The following is a 16,784-nucleotide window of genomic DNA, read 5'->3' on the forward strand; positions in this document are numbered from 1 at the left end:
GTTGTGGCGTTTGGTTTCTAGTCCTGGGCGGCGTCGGCTACGACCTTGATGGCGCGGTCATCTCCTGGGCGAAGAGCGAAAGCCATAGTTCCCCATGACGGTTGGTAGTCACCTTCGACATGAGTATGAACTATCACCGTGGTGTCGGTGTGATCGGCGGACCAGGTGAGCCAGTACCCATGGCCCTGGCGGTAACCATTGGTATGGCCATCGTCGTCGAAGAAAAATCCCTGCGAATGGCCGTTACCGTCAGGAAGGTAGAGAACGATCCTGTGTGGGGAGTTTTCGACCGTCCGCGTGGTGATGATTTCCCCCGAAGGCGCGGGCAACTCACACTGTGGGATCCCTGCCCCAGCGCGCACCAGCAGTGGCAGGCGGTCTAGTGGGGCCTCGAGGGTGACGGTGCCTGGGTCATGATGGACGCCGGTGTCGAACTCAAACCAGCCGTCGGAGACGTGAGGGAGGGTGACGGTTCGAGTGGTTTGGCCCTTTTCGACGACGGATGCCACCAACAGGTCGTGGCCGAGTAGGAAATCATCGGACTCCTCATGAAGCGTGTCGTCGAGGCTGAACACCGGGTTGACGATGGGTTCGCGTCGCTCCGCCGCCAGATATGACAGGGTGTACAGGAATGGGATGAGGCGGTAGCGCAGCCGGATCATCTCCCGGACGATGTCGGTGATCTCGGGGTACATCCAGGGTTCATTGACCGAACCATCGTTGTGCCAGGAATGGATCGTGAAGCGCGGATGCATTACGCCGTTGGCCACCCAGCGGGCAAAAAGCTCCGGGCCGGGTCGGGCGGTACCGGCGAATCCGCCGACGTCGTGGCCGAAATTCACTAGCCCAGACATGCTCATCCCTACACCCATCCGGGTGTTGTACTTCAGGGTGCGCCAAGAGGTGGAATTGTCACCACTCCAGGTCTGGACGTAGCGCTGCAGACCTAGCGGCCCAGACCGAGAAATAAGGAAGGGGCGTTCGACAGGGGCAGCCTCGCGTTGGGCTTCAAAGGAGGCGCGGCTCATGAGAAGGGCCTGCACTGGGCGAATGCGGTCCAGCTCGACAGGGTGACCAAAACCGTCACAAATGGCGTCCTCTGACCACAATTCGTACTCGTTGTTGTCGTTCCAGGTGGATTCGATGCCCATGTCGATGAGCTGGTGGCGGACGTTGTCTTTCCACCACTGCACTCCGCGCGGGTTGGTGAAGTCGACGTTGCCGCCGTGACCGCCCCAGAACATCGACGTCGCCGGTTCCCCAGTCCGGGAGTTGGTGACAAAAATCCCCGCCTCTGCCACATCGCGGTAATAGGGGTGCGTCGTCAGTAGGGCTGGTTTGATATTTGCCGCCAGGTGGAGGCCGGCGTCACGAAAGTGCCTCGTAGTGTCGGTGGGCTGGGAAAATTTGTCACGGTCCCAGGTAAAGACGTAACGGCGCGAGCCGATGGTGGTGTAGCCCGACGAGAGTTGAAAGGAGTCGCACGGGATCGCATGCTCGCGCAACAGGTCGATGAACTTCAGCAACTGGCAGGAGGCGTCGGGGGCGTCGGTGTAATGCATTGTCGAGCCCGAGTAGCCCAGCGCCCAGCGCGGTAGAAAGGCCGGGTTGCCGGTGAGACGCAAGATCTGCGGGGTGAGGTCGCAGAGGTGGTCGGCTGTCATGACCCAATAGTCGATGTCGCCGTGGTCGGCTTGCCACGAGGTGAAAGGACGGTGGTAGTTGTCGACTTCGGCTCCCAGATTGAATCGCGATGCCGACAGGTTGTCATAGAAGATCCCGAAGGCACCGTTGGCGGTGCGGGTCATGAGGAAAGGCACGTGTTTGTACAGGGGGTCGGTGCTGCCGGCGTCATATCCCAGGGCGTCCAGGCACCTCATGTCGAAGATACGTCCGGTGCGCTCCAGGTCGCCCGATTTCTCACCGAGGCCGTAGTAACGGTCGTCGATGTTGCGGACTCTGTGGTGGGCGACCCGCCCGGTGTGAGTCCCGATTTCATAGGCCCCGGTGGGGCGATCTTCGCTGACGGTGACCCAGTCGTCAGCCCGGCGCTGCCAGGTCATCCGTAATGGGCAGTCGCGGATGATGACTCGCAGCGAATCGGTGCCAACGATGAAGGACTTCTCGTCTGGGTCAGGGGAATCGACCGGTTCGTCAGCGTAAACCCCGGAAAACTCCGGGTGACTAGCAGTGTCTTCGGCGCTGGCGGTGACAGTTGTCGTCACCTCCATGTCCTCGACGGGCGCGACATCGCGAGAATTGCCCGCCCATGCCGGGGCAGGGGAATGGTCGAGGAGGTCACGGGGCCCCAGTCCGGTCCGCGGGGTGGCGTTGGAACCGAGGCTGATGCTCCAGGTCCGGTCGAGCTGCGGATCGGCGGCGTCGAAAATTCGCACGTGGGCGATGGAACGCGTCACAAATGTGACGGAGGCACCCCATCGCTTGTCAATTTTCAATTGGATACCCGGCGAGGTTGTCAAGTGGTCGGTGATCCGCATGAGCGTGTCCATGATGTGCCTCCGTTATGGGTCAGGAGTTTTGCTCGGCCTGTACTGCGTGGCGACGAGCCAACTCGTCGGCGTTGGCGACCACCTTGTCGCGGGTGAGCGGGTAGCCCAGCATGAGCAGGGCAGCGCCGAGGCAGCAGATCGTCGGGATGGCGGTGGCGAGCGTGTACAGGTGATTGACGACGGACTCCGACTGAACGGCACCACCTTGGGAGGAGGACTGGTAGCCGATCATCGTCAGCATGGCTCCGCCGATTCCACCGGCAATGGCCTGGGCAAGCTTGCGGGCGAAGGAGTTCACGCCATAGATGACACCGTCTTCACGCTCCCCGGACATGACCTCCTGGGCATCGATGACGTCGGTAATGAAGGCCCACACCATGAGGTTGAACACGCCGGCGCCAAGTGAGCCGAAGAAGAGGTCAACAAGGAAAATCCAGGGGCTGTGGGTGTGGATGATGAGCATCAGACCGTACATGGCGGCGCCGAAGAATAATGCCACTGCTGCCGATTCTTTTCGACCGAAATTCCGAACCAGGGTCTGCGCGAAAGGAGCTACTAGAATAACAGTTGTGAAATTGAATACTAGAGCAATAGACATCGCAGTCTTATTCTGGAAATAATCATTGAAAAGATAGGTCAGCGTGATACCAGAAAGATTCTGGTTGATGACGACAACGATATCAATAAGGACCAGCATGACGAGGGCTTTATTGTGTGCCATTTCAGAGAACATCTTGCCCAGTGGGACGCGCTCCGTCTTGTCAATTCGAATACGCTCGACGGTCAGCATCGTCAGACCGATGTAGCAGAACAAGCCAAGGACGGCGAAAATAGCCGCTCCCGTAAAGAATCGATGCGGGTTGATCTGATGAGAGTTGCTGCCGTACATAATAAGCGGCACGACATAGCTAACGATGGCGGCGCCTGAAGCCGAGCCAATGCTCCGTGCGGTGGATAGCGAGGTCTTGTCGCGCGGCTTCCCGGAGATCGCTGAAGCCATGGATCCATAGGGGATATTGACAAAGGAGTAGAAGATGCCCCAGGCCAGGTAGGTGACGAAGGCGTAGACCACACGTGTCGTCATGGGAAGGTGGCCGGCAGCTGGCAGAAAGAGGAGAATGGCGGAGGCAGCAAGCGGAAACTTCATGCGCATGACCCACGGGGTGAAGCGTCCGCGTTTGGTCATCTTCGAGTTGTCGATAAGGCGGCCGACCATGATGTCGACGAAGGCGTCAACGAGACGGGCAGCCATAAACAATGCTCCCACCAGCGCCGCGGCAAGACCGAAAACATTGGTGTAGAAAATCATGAGGAACGAATTCACCAAGTTGAAGGTGAAATTGTTGCCCACATCGCCAAGCGCGTAGCCAATCATGTCGCGAATATCGAAATCGCGAGCATTCACCGCCTTAGCCTTCTGGCCTTTCGTTGTGATGGTCGACATTGACAACCCTCTATGCTATTCAAGGCTGCGACGATTATCGTCACAGCATTGTGGACAGGCAGCATCGCCTTGTCTAGAGATTCGCACCGGAGTGTCAAGGATTGCGATGTTTTGCTATGGTTTGCACCCTGTGTATTACGGGCCTGGATCAGGTAGGTTGGCGATAGAATCAGACCATGGGTGTAGGCGAGGAGTCCACCGCACCGGTTACCATTAGCGACGTCGCGCGGGCTGCCGGTGTTGCTCCGTCAACTGTCTCTCGGGCCTTTTCTCGTCCGGGGCGGGTGAGTGTCAAGACGTCAGAACGGATCTTTCAGGCCGCTCGGAAGCTTGGTTACCGTCAGGATGAGGTGCCGAGAGTTTCGACGAGTAGGACGTATCACCTCGTCGCAGTGTGCGTTGCCGACGTCATGAATCCGGTGTTCGGGGCTACCGTCAAAGGGATTTTCGCAGGTGCCCGCAAACGCGGTTACATGGTCGTCCTCATTGACTCCAACGAGTCATCCGAGATTGAGTCTGAAACCACGAAACGATCCTTGGCTACTGTCGACGGTTTCATTTTTGTCGGTTCGCGCATGTCGGACGCCGGTTTGCGGCACCTGGCCGGGATCAAGCCGGTCATGACGGTCAACCGTAAGGTTCCAGGTGTGTCATCGGTGACACCAGCATCCGATGAAGGACTCGGGGATGCTCTCACCCATTTAGTAAGCGAAGGACGGTCCACAGTGACGTATCTCGCCGGGCCGACAGCGTCTTGGCAATCGGGGGTGAGGTGGCGCAGTTTGCTTGAGCGTGCTCGCCGCGACGGCAAAGTCACAGTGCATCAGCTTGCCTGCCCGACACCCACTATCAGGGGCGGCATAGAAGCGTTCGATATGTGGCGGGCCCATCCGACCTCCGCTGTCATCGCCTACAACGATCTCATCGCGATCGGATTCATGCGTCGAGCAATGGCCTGTGGCCTCAGAATTCCTAACGACGTCGCCGTCATTGGGTTCGACGACATCCCGTTCTCAGCCTTGGTTTCGCCGGCGTTGTCAACGGTTCGCGTCAATCAGTTCCAAATGGGGGTTGTGGCCGTCAATCGGCTTCTCGACATGGTTGAGAAGCCGAGTCATCATGAGCGCCAGGCACCCAGCGAGGACGTTGTCCCGGTGTCCTTTATGGTGCGGGAATCTGGATAGCTAAGCGGGGCAAGTGACGGCAACTCGTTCCGGGTAAACCCTGCAAAGGGGCACAGTGAACGTCATGTCAACGCCGACTCTCACCCTCTCCGAGGATCGTCTGCTGCCCCGCGAGTCCTCCGCTTTGGCTGCTGCGCGCGAAATTTACCGATCCACGAAGGGTCTGCCCATTATTTCTCCTCATGGACACGTTCCGGTGTCATGGATCGCCGACGACATGGCTTTCTCTGACCCGACGAGCCTGCTCATTACCCCCGACCACTACGTGAATCGGCTGCTGCATGCTAATGGCGTCGATCTTGAGGACCTGGGTGTTGGGCGCAAGACGATGAGCGAGGAGGACAACCGAAGGGCCTTCCGGATCCTATGCGAGCACTGGCGTGATTTTGCTGGAACAGCGATGCGTTATTGGCTCGTTGACCAGCTTGTCGGCATTTTTGGCATCACCGAACGACCCAGCCCTGAGAACGCTGATCGCATCTACGACACCATCGCTGAAAGAATCGCCCAGCCGGATTTCCTGCCCCGCGCTCTCATGGACTCCTTCGACATTGCCTTCATCGCAACCACCGATGATCCTTGCGACGATCTCGACGGGCACGCTCGACTGGCTGCCGACGAGACATTCACCCGTCGCGTTGCCCCCACCTTCCGCCCAGATAAGTACCTGGAACCGGCTGCCGGAGGCTGGACGGGCTTGCTTGCGAGGTTGTCTGAGGTAAGTGGTTGCGATGCGACGACGCTGGACGGGTTTACCGAGGCAATGGAGGACCGGCGCGCTTACTTTAGACAGCACGGCGCGGTGTCCAGTGACCACAGCCACCGCGACTTAGGCACCATCATCCTTGACCACGATCGTGCGGCGTCGATTTTTGACGCCTCGGTGGCAGGTCGGGCCACTGTCGAGGAGATGGCCCTCCTTCGTCGGCATCTTTTCACCGATCAGGCGAGGATGGCCAGCGAGGACGGCTTGACGATGACCGTCCATCCAGCGGTGCACCGCAATCACGACACCGCCGCGTTCCATCGATTTGGCGCCGATATTGGTTCCGACGTTCCGGTGACGCTGGAAGTTGTCGACTCCCTTCACCCCTTACTCGACAAATTTGGCAACACGGACCTCAAGCTGGTCGTTTTCACGATCGATGAGACCCTTTATTCACGCGAAATCGCTCCCTTGTCCGGGTGGTATCGCAGCCTCTATATCGGTGCGCCCTGGTGGTTCATCGACGCACCCGAGTCGGTGATGAGGTTCAAACACGCCGTTACTGAGATGGCTGGGTTCAGTCGGGTGAGCGGCATGATTGACGACACTCGTGCTTTTTGCTCAATTCCGGCGCGTCACGATATGAGTCGGCGCCTTGATGCCGCTCACCTCGCCGAGCTGGTGGTTTTGGGCAGGCTTGACCTGGATGAGGCGGTTGAGATAGCTCATCGGCTTGTTGTGGAGCAGCCCACTCAGGTGTTTGGTCTGTGATCCGAAGAGGATGTCATGAAGCTTGATCTCGATGCACTTCATGGGCCCGCGTTGGCGGACGCTGGGCTCGCCTTACCCCTCTTTGACGTGGGGGAGATGCGTAGCCAGGCCCATGATCGGCCGCGATGGATGCATATTGGGCCAGGAAATCTGTTCCGTGTCCACATCGCTCGGTTAGCCCAGGACATTATGAACTCCGGGGCTGAGCAGTGCGGCATTGCCGCTATCGCGCCCCGCAATCCACAGCGCCTCGATCGCGGCCTCACGGACCACGATTTGCTGACCCTTGGTGTGACCTCCCACGCCGATGGTCACACCGACTTCGGGGTCATAGCGTCGATCAGCGAGGGGCTGGCCTACCGACGAGATGACGATTTTCGTCGCATCACCGAGATTGCCTGCGCCGAGTCCCTGCAGTTAATCACCCTGACGATCACCGAGAAGGGGTATCAGCTCAACGGCTACGACGGTTCCTACCAAGACGCTGTTGTTGAGGATCTGGGGCGCGACCCCGAGTCTGATCGTATGTCGACGGCAATGGGTCTTGTCACCGCTCTGCTGGTGCGACGTTTCCACGCTGGGGCGACGCCGGTGGCCGTGGTGTCCTGTGACAATTTCTCCCACAACGGTGACATGTTGCGCACCTCGGTGCTGACGATCGCTGCGGAGTGGGAGAAACGAGGCGTCATCGACCACAGGGTTGTCGAGTGGATTGCAGAAAAGGTTGAGTTCCCGATCTCCGTGATCGACAAAATCACCCCGGCCCCGTCCCAGAAGGTTGCCGAGCAGTTAGCGGCAATGGGGCTTGAGGACATGGGGATCGACCCCGACGTCGAGGTGGCGGGGTTTGTCAACACCGAGCCGGCTGAGTACCTCGTTATTGAAGATCGTTTCCCGAATGGGCGTCCGGAATTAGAGAAAGCCGGGGTTTACTTCACGGATCGCGATACCTGCTACCGGTTCGAGCGAATGAAGGTGACGACCTGCCTTAACCCGCTCCACACTGCTCTAGCCATTACCGGGGTGCTGCTACGCAAGCCCACTATTGACGAGGCGATGAAAGACCCGGGTTTAGCGGGTTTAGTACACTGTTTGGGGTGGCAGGAAGGGCTCCCCGTCGTCAGCGATCCGGGGATTATTGACCCCAAGGAATTCTTGCGCGAAGTCGAAGAAGAGCGTTTCCCGAACCCATTCCTTGGTGATACCCCGAGTCGTATTGCCACCGACACCTCGCAGAAGATTCCGATCCGATTTGGTGAGACCGTGAAGTCGTATCTCGCTGATGACTCCCTTAAGGTTGCGTCATTGCGGGCGATCCCGTTCGTTTTCGCCGCCTGGTGTCGGTACCTTATGGGCATTGCTGACGATGGAGAACCGGTAGAGCTGTCCTCCGATCCGCTGCTTGGGCAGCTGGAATCTGTTGTGTCAGGTGTTCGTTTTGGCGATGATGATTCCAAGGTCATCTCCCCCATCCTTAGTCGTGGAGATATCTTCGGCGTAGACCTGACGATGACACCTTTATCTGACGTCGTTGAACGATTTTTTATCCGCCTAACAGCCGGTCCAGGTGCCGTAAGGTCGGTTCTGGATGAGGAGTTTGCGTAATCATGAAGATGACGTTTCGATGGTATGGTGCAGAAACCGACCCCATCACGTTGGAGAATATCCGTCAGATTCCAGGAGTCAGCGGAATCATGGGCGCGATGGACTGGATTCCGGTCGGTGAGATGTGGTCTGATGAGGAGATTTCTTCTTACGTCCGGAAAGTCAATGACGCTGGTTTGGAATGTGAAGTCATTGAATCGGTGAACGTCCACGAAGACATCAAGCTTGGTAAGCCGTCTCGTGACATTTACATCGCCAACTATTGCAAGACCCTAGAGAATCTTGCCGCCCATGGTATTAAGGTCGTTGTCTACAATTTCATGCCGGTATTTGACTGGCTACGCACCGAACTCTTCCATCGTAACGAGGACGGCTCAACCTGCTTGTACTACGACCACGAGGAGCTTGTGGGTCTAACTCCGCAAGACATCGTCAAGGCCACTCTGGATTCGTCGGCCTTCCCACTACCCGGATGGGAGCCCGAGCGGCTGGCCGATCTCGATGAGGTTATGGCCCAGTACACCGACATGCCCCGGGATCAGCTGCGCAATAACTACCGCTACTTCCTTGAGGGAATCGTGCCGACCTGTGAGAAGGTCGGTATTCGGATGGCCGTCCACCCTGATGATCCTGCCTGGGGCATTTTCGGAATTCCGCGTATCGTGCACAGTGATTCTGACCTGCAGAGGATCGTTGATCTGGTGAATTCCCCGGCCAACTCACTGTGCGTGTGCGCTGGATCGCTAGGTTCGAATCCCGACAATGACGTGCCGGCCATCCTCGCGAAATATGGAGATATGGGACGGGTTGCTGCCGCTCATGTCAGAAATGTGAAGTTTCTGGGGTCGAAAAAATTCAAGGAGGCCTCGCATCTTTCCAGCGACGGGTCCCTCGATATGTATGCGATCATGAAGTCTATTCACGATCATTGCTCGAATTCTTATATTCGTCCCGACCACGGTCGGATGATCTGGGGTGAAACGGGTCGTCCTGGTTACCCGCTATATGACCGTGCTTTGGGAATCACCTATCTCAATGGCCTGTGGGAGGCTATCGAGAAAGCTTCCGCGTATTGAGCCTGAGCACCACGGGAGATGACCGGATGTCCTCCGCGGTCGTGCCGCATTTGTGGGATGAAGGCCGTTGACGAGGGCAAGTTCGGTCGCCTGCTGACGGTGAGGCTATGTCGTTGGGTGCTGTGGCGCTGGTCGCGGGTTGAGTCCTAGCCGTCGGGTTTCCTCTCGTCTGGGCATCTAAAACCCTGCGGCCTCCACGTTCGGATCCCTGTCACTAGGATCGGTTCCGGGATGGCGGGCTATTACCGGCCGCCGTGACGACGGGAGAAGTGGGTGAGCAAGAAGGAAGGTGCCCCCCGAGGTGGGCCTCGGGCGCGTCAGTTCGCCATCGCGGAAGCGGTCGTCCGGGCCGGGTCGGTGAGCGTCGAGGACCTCGTCGAGTCAACCGGCGTCTCCGCTATGACGATCTACCGTGACCTGGCAATCCTCGAAAGCAGCGGCGTGCTGCAACGTCACCGGGGGCGAGTTGTGGCCGTGGCTAACGGTCTGCACGAGGCCGATGCTGCTTTCCGTCTGGAGCAGAGCTCTTCCGATAAGCAGGCCGTCGCCGAGCTGGCGAGCGACCTCATCGCTCCAGGCAGCTCGATCATGCTCGATGACTCCACTTCCGGGGTGTGGGTCTTGCGTTCCCTACCTGAGCACACCCCTTTGACGGTGGTGACGAACTCCCTGCTAGTTGCCAAGGAGGTCATCACGACCAGCTCTGACAAGCTCGTCGTCACCGGAGGCGAGTATCAGTCTTGGGCGCAGTCCCTCATGGGACCCGCCGCCGTGCGCATGATCCGCAGCATGCACGCTGACCTGTGCTTCCTGTCGGCGTCGGGGATCTTCGAGGCAGGTTGCTATCACCCGTACCAAGAGGTTGTCGAGGTGAAACGGGCCATGCTGGAATCAGCCGAGACACGCGTCCTGCTGCTCGACCACACCAAGTTTGGACGCCGTGCTCTGTTCAAGTTCGCAGATCTCACTGAGTTCGACCATGTCGTCGTCGACGCACACACTCCGCGCGGGATCCTCAGTCAGCTTAGCGATCTGGGTGTCCACCTCATGGTGGTCGAGACGTCTGCATCGAGATCCTGACCCGAACGGACGCAAGATCGGTTTAGGCCCTTGATCTGACGTCTGGATGGTATGACTCCCGATGACATGGTCGTCGTCGACAGTGAGGGCAAGATCATCGAAGGGGACCGGGGACCGTCCTCGGACACGGCCTCTCACCTTTATGTGTATCGCCGGCGTGATGACATTCGCAGCATCGTCCACACTCACTCCACCTTTGCTACCGCGTGGGCCGCCACCGGTCAGGACATCCCGTATTCCCTGGCGGCCGTTGCTGACGAGTTCGGTGGGCCCGTACCTTGTGCTGGTTATGCCCACATTGGCACCGAGCAGATCGGGGAGCAGGTCATGAGGTTCATCGACCAGTGCCCGGCAGTGCTTTTGAGGAAGCACGGTGTCTTTACCGTCGGGGCCTCCATCGAGAAAGCCCTCAAGGCGGCCGTCATGGTGGAGGACGTCGCACGAACTCTGGCCTACGCGACGATGATCGGTGACATTTCGTCGCTGCCGCAGTCTGAGATCGACGCCAACCATGATCGCTACATCAACCGTTACGGCACAGCGACTGCGTCCACCGGGGTGACCTCCTGATCGCCTCAGTCGCGATTCCTTATGGTCGAAGTGTCACAGCGCCAAGGGTTGCGAGGAGGATCCTTCGCGCGTCACGGATAGGTGCAAGGTGGCACAATTCACATTTAAATCCATCACTTTTCACATAACCGATGTTAATATGAACGTCATGAGTCGTTGTTGCTCGCAGTTGCGAGTGGGACTCCCCACTACACGGCAGCGAGACATGGAGGAACCATGGGACTAAGGATCGTTGTCGCCGCTGATCCGGCGGCAGTCGAGTACAAGGATGTCGTCAAGGCTGACCTGGAAGCGGATTCGCGAGTCGATGACGTTATCGACGTCGGTGTTCAGGCTGGTGACGACACCCTCTACCCGCACATCGGCATCAAAGGAGCTCACGTCATCAAAGATGGAAAGGCCGATCGAGGAATCTTCTTCTGCGGCACCGGGATGGGCATGGCCATCACGGCCAACAAGGTGCCAGGCATTCGCGCCTGTACCGCCCACGACTCCTTCTCCGTAGAGCGGCTCATCATGTCCAACGACGCCCACGTGCTATGCCTCGGCCAACGCGTCATCGGTCGCGAACTTGCCCGTCGCTTAGCCCACGAGTTCATCGGGTACACCTTCGACCCGAGTTCCCACTCCAAGGCCAACATCGATCTCATCGACGCATATGAGTCAGGTGCTGGGGAATCCGCCCCTGGCAACTGCTGATACCGGGTGGTTCAGACGTGCACCGGCGCACGCTTGAACCACCCCACCCCTGGGCCAACGCCTAGGGTTGCCCAGAAATGCCGCACCCGTCGCTGCGTGCGGATGACAGATCGCGGGACACCCGCCCTCACAAAGGAACATCGATGTTCACCACCTCTGTCGGAGTCTTCGTCTTCGGACTCCTTGCCACCATCGCCGGCGGTGCTGTCGGAGCTGCCATCGGCGGCAACTACGCCTTCGTCCTCACCGGCTTCTGTGTGCTGGCCTCCTGGGGAGTGTTTGCCGCAACCGGAAACACCTTCGGCTTGGACTATCTGGCCTTTGGTCCCTTCATGGGCCCGCACATCGCCTTTGCTGGTGGCGTTGCGGCCGCCATCTATGCTCGGTACCGAGGGCATCTGGGTGACGGCAAAGACGTCAACACCCCGCTTGCCGGCATCGGTCACCCCGACATCCTCTGCGTCGGTGCCGCCTTCGGCATTTTCGGCTACTTGTGCCAGATCGGCATCTCAAACATTCCGTGGTTCGGCAAGCACACCGACCCAGTCGCCCTGACGGTGCTGCTGTCCGGACTGTTGGCCCGTCTCATCTTTGGTGGAGTACCCGGCAAAGGACTGTTCCACGGCTCCCTGCACAACCCAGAGCTTTTCCACGAGAACGCCACCAGTTTCCCGGCCAAGATCAAACCGGGCCCCAACGGACGGTGGTTGGAATGGCAGGAAAAACCCAGTCAGCTCCTTACCATCGGTTCACTGTTCGGCATCTTCGCCGGTGGCGCTTCTCTTTTCCTGGCCGCCAACGTTGGCGCCTACCTGACCACACGGGGACTCGCCAACAATCTGGCTGCTGCCAACGCCAACAGCTTTTGCTTCGGCATTTCAGCTGTCATTATCCTGTTCCTCATCACTAATCGGAACATGCCGGTCCAGCATCACGTGACGAACATCGCCGGCTTGGCTGCGGTGCAGTTCTTCCCGCTGCTTATGGGCAAGACCCTCACCACTTACCACTGGACGTACACGTCCTCGTGGGATTCCCACACGTGGGGTATGGCCACGGTTGCCCTGGTCATTGCCGCATTCTTCGGTGTCTTCACCGCTGGCCTCGGCGAGTTCTGTGCCCGCCTTTGGTACAACCGCGGCACCAGCCATATCGATCCGCCCGCCGCTGCCATCTGGCTCGGTAACACCGTGGTCGTCTCGCTCGCCACCCTGTTCTCGTGATCTCGCTTCAGGAGTAGCAACCATGCATGACGTCATCGACATACCTACTGATTTCGCCCGGGCCTACGTGTTCGACATGGACGGCACTATCTACCTCGGTGAGCACCTACTGCCGGGTGCTCGCCGCATGATCGAGGAATTGCGCCGTCGTGAGATCCCAGTGAGGTTTTTGTCGAACAACCCGACCAAGGACCCGGACCAGTACGTCGACAAGCTCACGAGATTGGGTCTGCCCACGGCCATCGAGGACATCTCCAACACGGTCGTGACGACAACGCGCTGGCTGGTCAACAACCACCCCGACGCTAAAGTTTTCGCGATCGCTGAGGAGCCCCTCAAGCGGAGCCTACGTGAGGCCGGGATCGAGCTGTGTGAGGACCCCGAGAAGATAGACATCGTCATCGCTTCGTATGACCGCACCTTCGACTACCGCAAGCTTCAGATCGCCTTCGACGCCATCTGGTTCCATAAGCGGGCATTCCTCATCCAGACCAACCCAGATCGGTTCTGCCCCTTCCCTGGCGGCCGTGGCGAGCCCGACTGCGCTGCCGTAACCGCAGCTATCGAGGCATGCACGGGACAGCAGTGCAAGGTCAGCTTGGGCAAGCCGTCGCCGGTGATGCTTACCGAAGCCCTGTCCGGCCTCGACGTTGACCCGACAGACTGCGTTATGGTCGGTGACCGGCTGCAAACCGACATCCAGATGGCCCTCGATACCGGAATGAAGTCGGCCTGTGTGTTGACTGGCGAGGCCACTGCTGACGACGTTGCAGCTCTCGACGTTGAGCATCGTCCCACCTGGACTCTGGATCGCATCGACCGACTTATCCCAGCCTCGGCATGGCGCGAACTCGGCTGGACCGAAGACAACGATGACTGACAAGACGACCGAGCTGCGTGCACCGCTGCCGCAGAGACACTTCGCAGGAGACAACGATGTTGAACAACGGCCCCTACCTCTTAGGCATCGACTATGGCACCGAGTCGTGCCGAGTCGCGATCTTTGACCTTGCGGGACGTCCGCTTACTTTCGCGGCAACCCCGTACAAGACCACTCACCCTCGTCCCGGTTGGGCCGAGCAGGACCCCGAAGAGTGGTGGAAGGCGCTGCAGGCGTCCTGCCATCGCGCCATTGCGGCTGCTGGAATTTCCCCGGCAGCTATCGCCGGTATCTCGTATGACGCTACGACGTTAACGATGGTTGCCATGGACGAGCGCGGCAACGAGTTACGTCCCGCCATGATGTGGATGGATGTCCGTGCCACCGAGCAGGCTGCACGCGCTGAGAACTCGGATTCGGTCGCCCGCCTCTACAACGGTGCTGGCGTTTCTCCGGCTACCGCCGAGTGGTACCCCTTCAAGGCCGCGTGGTTACGAGAGCACGAGCCGGAAACTTATCGCAGAGCCGCCCACCTCGTCGATGCCCCTGACTGGGTGACGTTCAAGCTCACCGGAGAATGGACTACCAACATCAACTCGGCCGCCATCCGGATGTACTACAACCGAGACAAGGGCGGTTGGCCGGAGGATTTCTATGAGACCATCGGCTGCGACGACGTCTTCGACAAGATCCCGGGAAGAGTCCTCGACCTGGGCACACCGGTCGGTACCCTCGGTACTATCCCGGCCCAGTTATTGGGTCTACGTCCCGGCATCCCGGTTGCCCAAGGACTTGGTGATGCCTGGGCCGGTCAGATCGGTCTCGGCGTGCTCGCGCCCGGTTCGATGGCTCTCATCACCGGCTCCTCGCACGTGCTCACCGGCCAGTCCGACACCGAGATCCACGGTGAGGGATTCTTCGGTGCCTACTCCGACGCCGTCATGCCCGGCCAGTACACCGTCGAAGGCAGCCAGGTCTCGACCGGTTCAGTGCTCAAGTGGTTCAAGGCCAATTTTGCAGCTGACTACACCGCTGCTGCCGAGAAAATCGGCCTCAATCCGTACGACGTCCTTAACGAGCAGTCGCGAAACATCAGACCGGGTTCCGACGGCCTTATTATTAATGAGTATTTTCAGGGCAACCGCACTCCGTACACTGACTCGAAAGCTCGCGGCATTATCTGGGGTCTATCCCTTATGCACACTCCGGCGCATTTCTACCACGCTATTCAGGAATCGGTCTGCTATGGCACGGCCCACAACCTGCGCGCCATGAAGGCCGCTGGATTTGAGGTAGACCGCATGGTCGCCTGTGGTGGCGCCACGAAGAGCCGTGATTGGATACAGATGCACGCCGATGTACCTGGTGTGCCGATCGTGCTCACTGAGGTCGGGGACGCTGTGGTGCTCGGTACCTGCATGGTAGCTGCTGTCGGCGCTGGCTTGTTCAAGGATCTCCCCGAGGCGGCCACACAGATGGTCCACGAGATTGACTTCATTGAGCCGGACCAGGAGCGTCACGAGGAATATCAATATTACGTAGACAAGTACTGCGACACCTACCCGCAACTGTGCCCCATGATTCATGACATGGTCGATCACGAGGCCGACAAAACTGACGATCACACTGATCAGAGGAGAAGCAATGTCCGAATTGATTGACAAAGCGTTGGCCGATTGCGGCGACACGGACGTCGTGGTCATGGGCCGCAACGTGCTCGAGGAAACCGGGCGCGTCTTCAAGGAACTCTTCGGTGATGCGAAGGTCATCATTATCGCCGACGAGAACACCTGGGCCGTCGCTGGTGAACAGACCAAGGCATCCCTCGAGGGCGCCGGAGTCGAGACTGTCGAACCGATGATCTTCCCGGGGCGTCCAGCCGTTTACGCCTGCTACGCGAACGTTGAGAAGATCCGTGATCACATGCGCGACCTTGACGGGGTGATCGCTTGCTCAATCGGCTCGGGCACCCTCAACGACATCACCAAACGAGCCAGCGACGAACTGGGTCGGCGCTACATGAACGTATGTACCGCCGCCTCAATGGACGGCTACGCCGCCTTCGGTGCCTCGATTACCGAAAACGGTTTCAAGCACACCATGAGCTGCCGCGCCCCGCAAGCCCTCATCGCCGACCTGCCGACGATGGCCGGGGCTCCGCAACGCTGCACCGCTACCGGCCTGGGCGATCTCATTGAAAAGGTCCCGGCCGGTGCCGATTGGATCGTCGCCGACGAACTGGGCATCGAGCCGATCGACGACGAGGTGTGGGATCTCGTCCAGGGCCCGCTCACCAGTGCCATCAGCGATCCAGAGGGGCTGGCCAACGGTAAACCGGAGGCATTTGATGGCCTCATCGAAGGCCTCGTGATGTCCGGTCTAGCGATGCAGAAGTACCGCATCTCGTCGCGCCCGGCCTCGGGCGCCGGTCACCAATTCTCCCACCTGTGGGAGATGGAGCATCTCGGTATGGACCAAGACCCGCCACTGACCCACGGGTTCAAGGTGGGACTCGGCACGATCTCAGTGCTCGCTCTGTGGGAGAGAACGCTCAACCACGATTTCAGCACCCTCGACGTCGACGCCGCTGTCGCCAAGTGGCCGTCGGCCGAGGAAATGGAGGCCAAGGTTCGCGCCAACTTCACGGGCGACATGCTCGAGCCTGCTGTCAGGCAGACCATGGACAAGTACCTCGACGCCGATGCGCTGCGAGAGCGTCTGGAACTCGTCAAGTCAACGTGGCCGACCGTCCGAGAACGCTGCCGCTCCCAGGTCATGCCGGCTGCCAAGGTCGAGGAGATCATCAAGACTGTTGGTGGCATTTACCACCCGGCGCAGATCGGCCTGACTCGGGAGCGCTTCCACGACACCTACTACCGGTGCCAGATGATTCGGTCGCGCTACACCCTTCTTGACCTGCTCGTCGAGACCGGAACCATCGGCGATCTCGTCGAGTCGCTGTTTGAGCCTGACGGATTCTGGGGCCGGCGCCCCTGGCCGCAGGACTGAGTACCAGGACGACGTCGGGTGGGGCCG

13 protein-coding genes are annotated in these 16,784 nt (G+C 59.2%); 11 read left to right on the forward strand and 2 right to left on the reverse strand.

Features of this window, described 5'->3' with window-relative positions:
• Positions 1-17 precede the first annotated feature (17 nt).
• Positions 18-2,510: a TIM-barrel domain-containing protein gene (locus ACOYO3_RS00195; protein ID WP_002524556.1), complete on the reverse strand. Its 2,493-nt coding sequence runs from the start codon at positions 2,508-2,510 to the stop codon at positions 18-20.
• Between the two features lie 19 nt (positions 2,511-2,529).
• Complete coding sequence (locus ACOYO3_RS00200; RefSeq protein WP_002517454.1) at positions 2,530-3,954, reverse strand: MFS transporter; 1,425 nt, start codon at positions 3,952-3,954, stop codon at positions 2,530-2,532.
• Positions 3,955-4,130: 176 nt separating this feature from the next.
• On the opposite strand from ACOYO3_RS00200, the gene ACOYO3_RS00205 reads away from it, so the two are divergent.
• From ACOYO3_RS00205 to ACOYO3_RS00255, 11 genes are all read left to right on the forward strand, one after another.
• Positions 4,131-5,138 carry a LacI family DNA-binding transcriptional regulator gene (locus ACOYO3_RS00205; RefSeq protein ID WP_002517447.1) on the forward strand — a complete coding sequence of 336 codons (1,008 nt, stop codon included), beginning with the start codon at positions 4,131-4,133 and terminating at the stop codon, positions 5,136-5,138.
• A gap of 64 nt (positions 5,139-5,202) precedes the next feature.
• Positions 5,203-6,615 (forward strand): glucuronate isomerase, encoded by a 1,413-nt coding sequence (gene uxaC, locus ACOYO3_RS00210; protein WP_002525552.1) that lies wholly within the window; start codon positions 5,203-5,205, stop codon positions 6,613-6,615.
• A 15-nt stretch (positions 6,616-6,630) separates the two neighbouring features.
• Positions 6,631-8,220 carry a mannitol dehydrogenase family protein gene (locus ACOYO3_RS00215; RefSeq protein WP_002518532.1) on the forward strand — a complete coding sequence of 530 codons (1,590 nt, stop codon included), beginning with the start codon at positions 6,631-6,633 and terminating at the stop codon, positions 8,218-8,220.
• Between the two features lie 2 nt (positions 8,221-8,222).
• Positions 8,223-9,296, forward strand: coding sequence for a mannonate dehydratase (gene uxuA, locus ACOYO3_RS00220; RefSeq protein ID WP_002515832.1), 1,074 nt, complete (start codon positions 8,223-8,225; stop codon positions 9,294-9,296).
• Positions 9,297-9,569: 273 nt separating this feature from the next.
• Positions 9,570-10,376 carry a DeoR/GlpR family DNA-binding transcription regulator gene (locus ACOYO3_RS00225; RefSeq protein WP_002515940.1) on the forward strand — a complete coding sequence of 269 codons (807 nt, stop codon included), beginning with the start codon at positions 9,570-9,572 and terminating at the stop codon, positions 10,374-10,376.
• A 51-nt stretch (positions 10,377-10,427) separates the two neighbouring features.
• On the forward strand, positions 10,428-10,946 hold the full coding sequence (locus tag ACOYO3_RS00230; RefSeq protein WP_002515754.1) for a class II aldolase/adducin family protein: 519 nt from the start codon (positions 10,428-10,430) through the stop codon (positions 10,944-10,946).
• Positions 10,947-11,162: 216 nt separating this feature from the next.
• Entirely contained in the window at positions 11,163-11,645 is a 483-nt protein-coding gene (locus tag ACOYO3_RS00235) for an RpiB/LacA/LacB family sugar-phosphate isomerase (RefSeq protein ID WP_002515805.1), read from the forward strand.
• A 143-nt stretch (positions 11,646-11,788) separates the two neighbouring features.
• Positions 11,789-12,868, forward strand: coding sequence for a hypothetical protein (locus tag ACOYO3_RS00240; protein ID WP_002515729.1), 1,080 nt, complete (start codon positions 11,789-11,791; stop codon positions 12,866-12,868).
• A gap of 22 nt (positions 12,869-12,890) precedes the next feature.
• A complete protein-coding gene (locus ACOYO3_RS00245; protein ID WP_002517539.1) occupies positions 12,891-13,748 on the forward strand; it encodes an HAD-IIA family hydrolase in 858 nt (285 codons plus the stop codon).
• A 56-nt stretch (positions 13,749-13,804) separates the two neighbouring features.
• The gene (locus ACOYO3_RS00250) at positions 13,805-15,409 is read left to right on the forward strand and encodes an FGGY-family carbohydrate kinase (protein WP_002524553.1); all 1,605 of its coding nucleotides are present in this window, start codon (positions 13,805-13,807) and stop codon (positions 15,407-15,409) included.
• Positions 15,393-16,757, forward strand: coding sequence for a sn-glycerol-1-phosphate dehydrogenase (locus tag ACOYO3_RS00255; RefSeq protein WP_002517435.1), 1,365 nt, complete (start codon positions 15,393-15,395; stop codon positions 16,755-16,757). The genes ACOYO3_RS00250 and ACOYO3_RS00255 overlap by 17 nt, the downstream gene beginning before the upstream one ends.
• Positions 16,758-16,784: the final 27 nt, after the last annotated feature.

Source organism: Cutibacterium sp. KBN10P07758 (genome assembly GCF_050286205.1).
GTDB classification, from domain to species: Bacteria; Actinomycetota; Actinomycetes; order Propionibacteriales; family Propionibacteriaceae; genus Cutibacterium; species Cutibacterium acnes.